Origin of the sequence: Candidatus Tisiphia endosymbiont of Hybos culiciformis (assembly GCF_964030975.1) — a bacterium.
Lineage (GTDB): Bacteria > Pseudomonadota > Alphaproteobacteria > Rickettsiales > Rickettsiaceae > Tisiphia.
This window is the reverse complement of record NZ_CAXIQH010000001.1, coordinates 1,079,117-1,091,285: the sequence shown is the minus strand read 5'-3', so window position 1 is coordinate 1,091,285 and position 12,169 is coordinate 1,079,117. Positions and strand designations below refer to the sequence as shown.

The window sequence follows — 12,169 nt, the reverse complement described above, 5'->3', positions numbered from 1 at the left end:
TAGTAAATTGACGTCATTGCGAGGAGCTACTTTAGTAGCGACGAAGCAATCCATAAAAGTGATTAAAAATGGATTGCTTCGTAGGCTTACGCCTCCTCGCAATGACGGAGTAATGCTAATCGGATTAGCTATAACATGACGACAAAATTACCTGTCATATCTAGTTTTGTAAAAATACTGCTCTCTCTATTAATCGTCTTCTAATCAAACCCTTAAGCTTGACACCACGGGCATAAACCCATTTAGGGAATTCATCGGCAGCTAGTAAATATTCACCTCGCAGCAGCTTTTGTCTTAAACTGGAAGCTTGAAAGGCACCAGCTCCACAGTTAAAGACAAATGATATCAAAGCCCCTTCTTGGCAGTAGTTTAATGGTACGCCGCAATGTCGATAAATGGCATATTTAGCTTGTTCTACATCCTGCTCTAGTAAGTAGTCAGCATGTTCTCGTGATATACCATCAGACATTTGTTGTTGCTCGTACTCTTTTATCACATGCCCCCAGCCAATAGTTTTTAAACCAGCCGGGCAATAATATGGTTGCAATCTTAGTCCTTCAAAGCTCTTAATGATATATTCTGCTTTACTATTACTAGTAATATTAGTAGCCATTAATCTTACCATTGCCACTACCATTGACATAGGTGTGACCGTTACCACTGCCATTACCATAGAGATAACCTTTATTGTTACCATTAACTCGGTATCTGCCAAAAGCCCGATGACCGAACCAAAAACCAATAACGGCACAGAATATCCCCTGATCTTCACTGCTCCATATGGTGTCAATTGATGCACCAAATCTTATAAAGATAGCTATTTTTAATGCTACATAGAGCAGAAAAAATATATAAGTAATCATTGGTCTAACACTGGTAGCCAAAAAATCTACCCAATTATTACTGCTGTTACTGGTTGTTTGTATACCAGCATATTGATATAGATATTTATTCTCATCGTTATCAGCCTTAATTTGGATTTCCTCAAGCCTAGCACTATGACCAGTCTTTAAAGCTTTTAACTGCAAATCAATTAATTTAAGCTCATGTTCCTTGTCTTTTTTGTCCCTGAGGAAATGCAAAACCTCCGGTATAAAACTACTGCAAAATCCTATAAAGGCACTTAATATTGCTATCATATAAATAATCTAATTTTATTACCAAATAGGAGTAAATTCTAATGCTACAACACTATGAGTCTCACTATCACGGTACTGTATACTGGCATTTGCTATTAACTTACCGGTATAATTAGTCAATTTATATACCTTATTATATAGATAATTACTTGATTCAAGATGATAGCTATTCTTGTTACTATTAAATTGGTTAATTTGGTTAGAATAAGAGTTATTGCTAGCTTGTAGATTATTAACTTGCGTAGTTAAATTAGCGATTTTCGTAGTCATACTATTAATTTGCGAGTCCTTGCTATTAATTTGCGTAGTTAAACTCCTAACTTGCGAGCTATTACTATAAACTTGTGTATTTAAGCTATTAACTTGTGAACTCATATTATTAACTTGCGTAGTTAAACTACTAATCTGAGCTTGCTTCTGATTAACAACATTATCTCTTTCTCTTAGGCTTTGTTCTAAATTACCTATTTTATTAAGCAAGCTTTCGGTTTCATCTTCTGCCATAATATCTGATAGGTGCAAACTAGCTAGTGAGGTTAGGCTTTGGCTTAAATCTTTGCTATTCTCAAGACTAAGACTACTTAGGCTGTCATAACTATTAACATAGATGATGTATTTTAGCTCTTTTACATTGCTAGGAATCCGGTTTATTAGGTTCTTCAGATTATCTCTACCAACTCGGCTATCTAAATTCCAAGGCAGGACAATATAATTACCTTCATCCTCAGAGGTCATGGTTACTTTAGTAAAAGGATGTTGCGTACCTAAATAAAAGCTTAGTGTAGCTTTAGAAAATGTTATAATTTCAGTGCCGTTGGCAGTTATTATGTGCAACTCTGCTTTATCTACCTGATTCGGTATAAAAATCTTCTCGCCCAAATGAAATTTAGCAATATCCGGTAAATGATCACTATTACTCGCGTAAACATTTCTCATGATTTTCTTAAGATTTTCGATATCTTGTAACTTGTTAAATCTGACTGCAATTTTTCTCATATAATCCCCCGTAGTATCCGTATTGCAAGGGAGTTATTATATCATAAAAAATCACAATTTGCATCATATTTTGTGGTATTTTTACCTCATATTTTCACTAATATAATTTAAGCTGTTTTACAATAGTGATGCTAAAAAAATCACAACTATTACTAGAAAAATAGTGACAAGTAGTTATTTAGTTGTTTAACAAATTATTATTATTTAATCTTAGATAGGTTGATATAGCTATTGTTAAAAACAATTAATTATTTACCTTACGCATGGCATTTAAAAGTCATAGAGAAAACAGCCTGGCGTTATTGCGAGAAGCCACTTTGGTGGCGATGAAGCAATGTAAGTTGTCATTTCCGTGGACTCCTATGTCATTCCCGCGTAGGCGGGAATCTAAGATACCTGCCTTCGCAGGTATGACATAAAAATGGATTACTTCGTCGCTACTAAAGCAGCTCCTCGCAATGACGGTTTTTAGTCCCCAACGTCATTGCGAGACCACGTAGTGGTCGAAGCAATCCACATTCATTAGATTACTATGAATAAATGATAATCGGGTTAGCCATATGACCTAAAAGACTAGGTTAATGCCAACGATACATATGAAATAACAGTACTTCATTGATAACTAATAAGTACTGATCACTTTTGACCGAAATAAAAGAGAGGAAAAAATGCCATTAGAACAAACTATTATACAACAAATAAAAAGTAACTCTATTACCGACCTTAACCTTTATGGTAAACAAATAGGATATGCTGAAGCAAAGGAGCTAGCAGAAGCCTTAAAGATTAATCAATCTATTACTACTCTTAACCTTGATTCTAGCCATATAGGAGCTGCTGGAGCGAAATATTTAGCAGAAGCCTTAAAGGATAATAAATCTATTACTACTCTTCATCTTTATGATAACCAGATAGGAGATGCTGGAGCGAAAGATTTAGCAGAAGCCTTAAAGGATAATAAATCTATTACTACTCTTCACCTTAGTAATAACCAGATAAGAGCTGCTGGAGCGAAATATTTAGCAGAAACCTTAAAGGATAATAAATCTATTACTACTCTTTACCTTCATGATAACCAGATAGGAGCTGCTGGAGCGAAGGATATAGCAGAAGCCTTAAAGATTAATCAATCTATTACTTTTCTTTACCTTTGTTGTAACCAGATAGAAGATGCTGGGGCGAAGGATCTAGCAGAAGCCTTAAAGATTAATCACTCTATTACTTTTCTTAGCCTTAGTGACAGGAACCAGATAGGAGCTGCTGGAGCGAAAGATTTAGCAGAAGCCTTAAAGATTAATCAATCTATTACTACTCTTGATCTTGGTCATAACCAGATAGGAGATGCTGGAGTGAAAGATTTAGCAGAAGCCTTAAAGGATAATAAATCTATTACTACTCTTTACCTTGGGCGTAACCAGATAGGAGATGCTGGAGCAAAAGATTTAGCAGAAGCCTTAAAGGTTAATCACTCTATTACTAATCTTGACCTTAATTCTGACAATATAGGAGCTGCTGGAGCGAAAGATTTAGCAGAAGCCTTAAAGATTAATCAATCTATTACTACTCTTGATCTTGGTCATAACCAGATAGGAGATGCTGGAGTGAAGGATATAGCAGAAGCCTTAAAGATTAATCACTCTATTACTTCTCTTAGCCTTTACTATAATCAGATAGGAAATGCTGGAGGGAGATATCTAGCAGAAATCTTAAAGATTAATTACTCTATTACTACTCTTAACCTTATTTATTATGATAAGCGAATAGGAGAGGCTGAAGCAAAGGATATAGAAGAAGCCTTAAAGATTAATCGAGGACTTGCTTATAAACCCAAACAGGAGGCTGAAAAACTAAAACAGCAACAACAAGCAGAGGCAGCTGAAAAAGCCAGACAAGAGGCTGATCTTAGAGAACAAGAGGAAGCTAAGGCAATCGAAGAAGCAGCTAAATTAAAAGCTATAGAGGAGGCAAAAGTGAAAGAATATATACCAAATATACCGGTTGTAAAATTATTTGAGGTAGCAGATGGGGATAATCAGTTTAATAATGATGACCAAGCTACTATCAAGCAAGTATCAGATCTAATTCGAGATGGCAACGACCGCCTGCAGGATCATGGCAAGAAGGGAATATTGCTGCTTGGTAATACTGGGGCTGGCAAGAGTACACTCACTCACTTGTTTAGTGGCAGAAAGCTACAGGCGATTATGGATGATGAAACTGACGAACTTGTTATTGACGCAATGCAGCCGCTTGATGACATTGTCATTGGTCATAAAATGGCTTCAGAGACTAAGATTCCTAATAAATGTTTTGCTAAAGACATAATCATTTGGGATTGTCCTGGATTTAATGATACTGATCCTGTCCAGGAGATTGCTAACAGCTTCTATATTAAAAGGCTCTTTGAAACTACAGAACAGCTAAAATTTGTGTTGGTAATAGCTGAATCAGATTTAAGGAGTAAAAGAGGCAATGATTTCCTTGAAACACTATCTAATTTTATAAAAAGTTTTAAGGATATTGGCTCTATAGAGGGTAGTATATCTTTAGTAGTTACCCATGTACCACCAAACAAAAATATTCAACATATCAAAAAATCTATAGACAAAATATTACAAGATAATCAAAGGGCAACAGATGAACACAAGGCACTGATTAATAAGCTCAAAGTTGATGGTTCAATACATCTATTCCATAGACCAAATGACGAGGGTGAATTAACTGTACCTGACTTACTTGCGGTAATAGATGCATCATCCAAATATTCTGACGCTAAAGGTGAGATGGTCAATATCGCTATTTCGAAGAAAGCTAAGGAGTGCTCGTCTCATCTGTTAAATACAGCTAGTAGTAATTTTAATCAATTATTAGAGGTGATAGCTAAAGCTATTGCTGATGCAACTCAGTGCTTAAATATCAACCCACTCAATGCATTTTCCGAGAATTATCATCTTGTCAAAGATTGGGTACCCTCATCAATTAATTACAACGAACTGAAACAACATAGTGAAGGTGAATATTTTCTAGGACTGGAATTATTATCAAGATTGCAGAAAGTACTTAATAAGCAAATAGATAGCATATCAGATGCCATAACAATCTTGCAGATAGCAGTGGATATTTTTGCTGAATATGCTGAGTCTGATAATTCTCAGCTTAAGCATCAGATACAAGACTATGGTTATTGCTTACAGCAGCAATATGACTATGTGAAATTTTTCTCTACTGTCTGTAAAGCTGAATTACCTGAACATGCAAAGATTGCCGAGTTAATAACAGCTTGCCACACTAAAGTAACAGAGAATCTTGAGTATCAAGTTAGTAGTTTTCCTATTGATGAGAACCAATCTGACCCAGATTATTATAGTAAAGCTATAGAATATCTGGAAAATTACCAAGATTCTCCTGCCTGCAAGAATCTTAAGGCTATAGCCTATATCTGCATGGCTAGTATTGCTGAGAAGAATGGTGCCAAGGAATCACCATTGGTTTTCTATGCAAAAGCTATAGATGCCAATAGCCATCTACCAAAGATATATGAGAAACTGGGTCAGCTACTTTTTAACAATGGTGAATATGCTAAGGCGATTAACTGCTATAAAGTAGTTAATAATGAATTGAGTATAGAAGAATGTTTTAAAGCATGGTTAAAACAAGATAAAAGAAATCCCGATATAAAGCTAAAGCAGGCTGAGTATTTTGAGTCTATAGGTTTATTTGAGAAAGCCAAAACGGCTCTGTCCAGAAAAGTGTGTAAATTTCCAAAATAGGTCATTAAATTTTGTTAAGCCTATCTTCAAATTTGATCATCAAATGAGCCATAGCTTCATTCCAGTTGGGAATAGGCATAGTCCATTTTTTGGTCATATAGTCAATTGTCAAATATAAGCTTTTAAAAACAGCGGCTCTGTCCAGAAAAGTGTGTAAATTTCCAAAATAGGTCATTAAATTTTGTTAAGCCTATCTTCAAATTTGATCATCAAATGAGCCATAGCTTCATTCCAGTTGGGAATAGGCATAGTCCATTTTTTGGTCATATAGTCAATTGTCAAATATAAGCTTTTAAAAACAGCACTATCACTAGGGAAAACACGCTTATTATTTGTTACTTTACGCAATTGACTATTAACAGATTCAACTGAATTAGTGGTATAAATTACCTTTCTAATTGCCTCTGGATATCCTAGAAAAATCATTAAATTATCCCAATGATTATACCCTGATTTGGCAATTTGTGGATATTGTTTATTCCATTTTTCTTCAAAATATACTAAAGCTAAATGTGCTTGTTCTTCCGTTGCTGCAGTATATATCGGCTTTAAATCGCTAGCCACCTGCTTCCTATCTTTATATGATACGTATTTTAAACTATTTCTAATCTGATGTACAATACATAATTGATGTTCTGTTTTTGGATAAACTGCTTCTATCGCCTCAGACATACCAGTAAGATTATCACTACAGGCAATCAGTATATCCTTTAATCCTCTATTTTTCATTTCAGTAAAATTACCAAGCCAAAATTTTGCCCCTTCATTTTCACTGATCCATAATCCCAATATATCTTTTCTACCAGATAAATCAATCCCTAATGCAACATATATTGCCTTGTTAATTATCCTTTTGTCTTGCCTAACTTTTACTACTAAACAATCAAAAAATACTATCGGATATATCTCTTCTAACGGTCTACTCTGCCAAGCTTTTACATCATCCATTACATCATCGGTGATCTGACTGATTAAACTCTCACTTATTTCAACACTATACAACTCTTGTAATTGAACCTTAATATCAGATACACTCATACCTTTAGCATATAATGATAAGACTTTATCATCAAAACCATCAAAACGTTTTTGTCTTTTCGGTAGTATTGCTGGTTCAAAGGTACTACGCCTATCTCTTGGTACTTCTATCTCAACCGCTCCATGTTCGGAGATCAGTTTTTTGCTAGTTATACCATTACGAGCATTATCATTATCTACACGACTGTATTTATCATAGCCTAGATGATTATTCAATTCTGACTGCAATGCCTTCTCTATCAAGCGTTTGGTCAATTCTTTTAATAATCCTCCTTCTTTCAGTATTGTGCTTACATCTGTATCATTATCTATTAATAAATCTACTGCTTGCTTTATTGATTCATTTGTTTTTTTATTCATGTAATTTCCTTTTTTGTTATATTTTTATATATAACCTATCTCGAAATTTACACACTTTTCTGGACAGAGCCGCCAAAACATATTATCACCATGCATTCAGCCTAAGTCAGGATGAAAATTTTAAGGCTGCGGCTTTAAAGAAAATTGGTAATATTATGGTTAATGCTACTGCTCAGGGACAAGATTTTATCACCAGAGGAGAGGAACATGATTTTTATAATTATGAGCTGGTAACTGAAGAATTTACCAAAAATTTACTTGGCGACGTAGTTTTAAAATGTGATTTGTACTGCTAAAAGATTGCGAAGCAGTTTTGCTGCTTGTCATCCTAGTTATAGCTGTACGGTTAAGTCGGTGTATCAAACTACGTCATTGCGAGGAGACCATAAAAGTCGACGAAGCAATCCAATATATTGGCTTTCCCATGCCTAATCTTTTGGGTTGCTTCGTCGCTACTAATAGTAACTCCTTGCAATGACGGTGCGTCCTGAACTTTAGGATTTATGCCACCTTTGAACCTTATATCAAAATTTCCCCCAAACACTATAGTAAAACGCATTGAATTAGATGATATTATGCAATATATAGCTAATCCGAATAAATTATTGATATCTCAAGCGTCATTGCGAGACCACATAGTGGTCGTGGCAATCCATTTCTAACCACTTTTTGGATTGCTTCGTCACCACTGAAGTGGCTTCCTCGCAATGACGGAGAGGCTATCTAGAACCTAACCAATTATTTGAATTATTGCTATGTTTTTGTCACCTAATTCAATGTGTTTCACTATAGTGCCATTACTAAGAATAACACTTTTTCGTTGTTGTGATATTTTTGCATCACACATCACCAATTCAAGCCTTTACATTCATGGAATCCACACAGAGCCGGCTGTAGATAGAATAAATTCCTGCCTGGGATGTTTCTTTGAAGGGATTTCTTAAACAACTCTTCTGCCTTATCCACCTCACCATTTTTAATTAAAGTAACTATTGTGCCAAAATCGATGACGTCACTACCCATAGTTCCTGCTAAAGCTTTAAGCAGATTATTGTAACTATCATACTCATTAAAGAAAAAATCCCCAAATAATCCAAGACCACCACCCTGTAATAAGGATGCCATAAATACTCCTTCTTCATTTGGATCAAGCCATTCTTTTCCGTCAAACAACCTTTTAGCATTGATTGATAAGTAACCAAGCCCTATAGAACCAGGTAATAACTGAAACAACATTTTAATACTAGTTGGGTTTCTCATTGATTTAGCAATATCCTTCCATGTTCCTAAATCCAATAAATTGCCACTACCTATTTGTTGATGAGTTGGTATTTGATCGATGGTTATTGATTTTAAGGGTCTAGTAATGTAAGTATAAGCAAAAGTTTTAAACTGCATTATACACTTAATCACCGCGGCAGCTGGCGAACCTGCCTTAATGCCTAAATTACCAAATAATACAGCATTCCTTTCAGCAGTATGCGGAGTGGCAATAGCTGTATCAACTCGGTCAAGTAAATATCTTCGTAAATTATTGGTTAAGTCCTGCTTGAATCTAGTTATATCGAGACTAGAAATTGCATTTTTAGCACTTTGTAGTTGTAAATGTTCCTTTAGTACATGATCAGGTAGTAGTGCCATATCGGGTATTAAATATGGTTTATTCTCTATTTGCTGCACTAAATGCTGAAAAAGATGCCAGTTACTTTCATTAATGCCGTATCTATTAAGCAAAGTCTGTAAATTATGATATAGCGAATTAAATGGCTTATTGACTTGTGATGCTAAATTATGCGATAACAAATTACCCATTGTAGATTTCCAAGCATTATCCCACCATTCCATAAAATTTAGTTTAAAAAATGCATTGGTAAGTTTAAATACGCCCCCAGATACTGGGTATTCTCCTGCAAAACGAGAATGACTATGACCAAGCAGTGAATCTACAGCCACACCAAGCAAACTAGCAAGTTCTTTTTTCTTTTCACCATTAAAGCCAGTTATTGCCACTTGCAATATATTCGCATAAGATTTCATTAGTGGTATGCCATTATTTTGTAACTCACTGACAAAACTTATCATATCAGGTATTGAAGAAAGTACCACTTTGCCAAGATTTGCCATACATTTCCAAGAGCGATAAGCTCCAAGGATACGATCAACTGACGGTATTTGTGGCTTAACTCCTAGCATTAGGTCTAACTGATTGGTAAAACTATTCGGATTGTTAAGTACTGCTAATTGCTTTAAAATAGCTGGGTCTTTAGTTGCTAATTCTTGTAGTTCCCTGGTAAAAGTACCTTTGATTGATTGTAGCATTAACTCAGGATTACAACCCATACTCTCCATCATACCGATGCTCTGACCTAGTATATTAAGGTTACTAACTATCGAATCAGCAATAAAAGATCGGCTTTTTATTAGAGGGGTAATGATTTTGTCAACAAGGTCATTCTCTACGTAATTACCAAACTTTTTTTGATATGCTAACCAAGCTTCTGGCGATTTGAAATGCAGTTTCCTACTAGCTGACGCCACATCAGCTAAGTTGCTACCTTTAATGTGAGTAAATGCTATATTTAAATAATGGTCAGTGTCTTTTAAATGAATGCTACTGGCAAGATTATTAAATATTGCCTTATAATCCATTTTATCATTTAGTTTAGCAATTTTCTGGTGATCAAGTAGTGGATAGATAAATTTCAACCATACCTCATAACCAGCTTCTCGGAGTTTAAGACTATTATGCTCTTGTTTAGTAATATAACCTTCTAGCGGTATTGTATAACCACCTGCTAGATTAGCTCTATTGATGGCAATTATTTGCCATTTATTAATTATTTGAGCGAGTAACATTGCCCTCTCACTACCAGTCGGCTTTTTATTAGAATGGCTGATATTCCATAATTCCTGTATTATTGCATCCTGGTAATTGATATCGCCAAACTCGTGTATCACACCAGCTTTCTCTAAATCTCTTGTAAGACCAAATAACAGCTCTTTGGCAGTAGTTTCTTGTCGTAAATCAACTTGCCGTAAATATTCTTTTATCGCAGCAACCTTATTAGTATGATTTCTAACAAATCTCTCTATGGCAGCCATCTTGATTAAGTTTAGGGCATTATTTCTTTTTTTTACAAAGTACTCCTTCTTAAAATCATCAATGAACATATCTATTTTTTTGTCTCTCTCTAGCAAATCTAATCTTTCCTGTCCAACAAACTCTTTATGGATAGTTTTTAGCTCATCCACTAATTGTGGCTCGATGAGACTTAGAGTCTTAAATAACTCCTCTAGTTCTGAAGGGTCTGCCCCTTGCTTAACCTTGCGTAAGATTTCTTCGGTTCGTTGGTAAATAACATCTTGCTTGATGGCTTCTGCTTGATAAGTAACCTTTTGTTGTTCAGGTAGATGGGCTATGTCAACTTCTAAGGAAGCTAGATGCTCTTGTAGATTGGGAGCAGCATTGCTAGCATCAAACTTCTCATCATCACCATGGTAAAAAGATTCAGCTTCTTGTGGATTCTCAAGATTTATATGCTTGCCTTCCTCTAGCTGCTTTCTTGCTATATATAAATCCTCAGGCGATAAATCATAGCCTTTAGTCTCCCATTGCTGAATTCGTAAATTATTGATAATTTGCTGATCTAATTGTTTTACTGCTATCAAATATTCCTGAAACTCCGGATTATTAATATGCTCCTGATATAATTGTTGTAATTTGCCTTCTTCCTCTAACAAAATATCCAAGAACCATTTTGGTACTTGCTCAATCTTGCCATTAGTACCAAACTGATCATGCATATGTTGTTGTAATTCTGCTATTTTCCTCTGCTGGACAGAATATAAAGGATATTGTTGCTCAGCTGCCGTAATTAATTGTAATTTCTTTGCTTGTAATTCAGTTAACCTTGATAAAGAACTGTTTTCAGCGTTGGCATTGGCACTTGTTGGTATTTGACTATCGACTTGTTCATTTCCTATTATCCTCTCTTGAGGAGATGTCTCTTTTAGTACAATATCAATATTCTCTTTTAACTGACTATCAACTATCGGATGTAAGGTCTCAATCTCAGTACGCAGCTTATTGGAATGTAAGTACAATTTGTCCCGCAAATATTTAGCCGAATAACCAAGACCGTGTAAAGTTGCACCAAATAAACCACTTTCTATAATATTAATCAAACTATCTGATAAGTCATAAGGTCTTTGTTCAGTAAGTCGCTCATTATAAAGAAATGGTTCGATAGCTATCTGACCTACAGCACCACAGACAAAACCCTTAGCTAATGTTGTTGGAAGTCTGCCATATTTTAAAGCAGCTGCCGCCCATCTTGCTTGCCCACCAATAGGAACGAAGCTAGCAGCAATGTTAATTACCGACAAATTGCCAAATACTATCTCAGCTCCAAATTTGCCAATAGCTTCAACTAATCCGTTTCTACCAGCAGCAATGATATATTCATTAATCTCTCGCTGCTTTTTCCTCTCTAAAATATCTTCTACTAATTGATTAGTAAAATTAGGGTCATATTTTAAACCTGAGTCACTATATTTTTGCTCAAAATCTTCTTTGGTTAATTTGTTATTATAATTCTCAGAATATTCAGCAATATCCTGGAACTCAGGATCAATCATATGTTCTGGGTTAAAAGATCGCCATAAGGTTGATAGGCTTGGACTATCTGCATAAGCTTGCCGGCTAACTGCTCGCCAAACATCCCATTTACTACTACCTAACAAATCAAAGACACTATTATAAGATATACGATCCGGTAATAAGGTAGAATAGTAACGCGGGTGAATTGGTTTGCTATTTGCCCGATAACCTGAGTAACTATTTAAGCTGTCATCATTTTCCATCGT

Annotated in this window: 10 protein-coding genes and 1 pseudogene; 4 read left to right on the top strand and 7 right to left on the bottom strand. The window is 35.3% G+C overall.

Annotation, left to right across the window (positions count from 1 at the left end; genetic code table 11):
- The first annotated feature begins 16 nt into the window (after positions 1-16).
- The gene (locus ACQH2P_RS05905; protein WP_425363425.1) at positions 17-139 is read left to right on the top strand and encodes a hypothetical protein; all 123 of its coding nucleotides are present in this window, start codon (positions 17-19) and stop codon (positions 137-139) included.
- A gap of 21 nt (positions 140-160) precedes the next feature.
- On the opposite strand, the gene ACQH2P_RS05900 is transcribed toward ACQH2P_RS05905, so the two are convergent.
- From ACQH2P_RS05900 to ACQH2P_RS05890, 3 genes are read right to left on the bottom strand one after another with little or no spacing between them, the layout of a single operon-like run.
- On the bottom strand, positions 161-613 hold the full coding sequence (locus ACQH2P_RS05900) for a lysozyme (protein WP_425363424.1): 453 nt from the start codon (positions 611-613) through the stop codon (positions 161-163).
- Positions 603-1,139 carry a hypothetical protein gene (locus ACQH2P_RS05895; RefSeq protein ID WP_425363423.1) on the bottom strand — a complete coding sequence of 179 codons (537 nt, stop codon included), beginning with the start codon at positions 1,137-1,139 and terminating at the stop codon, positions 603-605. Before ACQH2P_RS05895 ends, ACQH2P_RS05900 begins: the two co-directional genes overlap by 11 nt.
- A gap of 18 nt (positions 1,140-1,157) precedes the next feature.
- On the bottom strand, positions 1,158-2,135 hold the full coding sequence (locus tag ACQH2P_RS05890) for a hypothetical protein (protein ID WP_425363422.1): 978 nt from the start codon (positions 2,133-2,135) through the stop codon (positions 1,158-1,160).
- A 263-nt stretch (positions 2,136-2,398) separates the two neighbouring features.
- On the opposite strand from ACQH2P_RS05890, the gene ACQH2P_RS05885 reads away from it, so the two are divergent.
- A complete protein-coding gene (locus ACQH2P_RS05885) occupies positions 2,399-2,554 on the top strand; it encodes a hypothetical protein (protein ID WP_425363421.1) in 156 nt (51 codons plus the stop codon).
- Positions 2,555-2,803: 249 nt separating this feature from the next.
- Positions 2,804-5,905, top strand: a complete 3,102-nt coding sequence (locus ACQH2P_RS05880; RefSeq protein WP_425363420.1) for a hypothetical protein — start codon at positions 2,804-2,806, stop codon at positions 5,903-5,905.
- A gap of 4 nt (positions 5,906-5,909) precedes the next feature.
- On the opposite strand, the pseudogene ACQH2P_RS05875 reads toward ACQH2P_RS05880, so the two are convergent.
- Both ACQH2P_RS05875 and ACQH2P_RS05870 read right to left on the bottom strand, forming a co-directional pair.
- Positions 5,910-6,044, bottom strand: a pseudogene (locus ACQH2P_RS05875) (IS256 family transposase); the annotation flags it as partial.
- Between the two features lie 35 nt (positions 6,045-6,079).
- On the bottom strand, positions 6,080-7,303 hold the full coding sequence (locus tag ACQH2P_RS05870; RefSeq protein WP_425363419.1) for an IS256 family transposase: 1,224 nt from the start codon (positions 7,301-7,303) through the stop codon (positions 6,080-6,082).
- On the opposite strand from ACQH2P_RS05870, the gene ACQH2P_RS05865 reads away from it, so the two are divergent.
- Complete coding sequence (locus tag ACQH2P_RS05865) at positions 7,288-7,599, top strand: hypothetical protein (RefSeq protein ID WP_425363418.1); 312 nt, start codon at positions 7,288-7,290, stop codon at positions 7,597-7,599. The two genes, ACQH2P_RS05870 and ACQH2P_RS05865, sit on opposite strands and share 16 nt — an antisense overlap.
- Before the next feature lie 68 nt (positions 7,600-7,667).
- On the opposite strand, the gene ACQH2P_RS05860 is transcribed toward ACQH2P_RS05865, so the two are convergent.
- Positions 7,668-7,862 carry a hypothetical protein gene (locus ACQH2P_RS05860; protein WP_425363417.1) on the bottom strand — a complete coding sequence of 65 codons (195 nt, stop codon included), beginning with the start codon at positions 7,860-7,862 and terminating at the stop codon, positions 7,668-7,670.
- 287 nt (positions 7,863-8,149) lie between these two features.
- Positions 8,150-12,166: a hypothetical protein gene (locus tag ACQH2P_RS05855; protein WP_425363416.1), complete on the bottom strand. Its 4,017-nt coding sequence runs from the start codon at positions 12,164-12,166 to the stop codon at positions 8,150-8,152.
- Between the last annotated feature and the right edge of the window lie 3 nt (positions 12,167-12,169).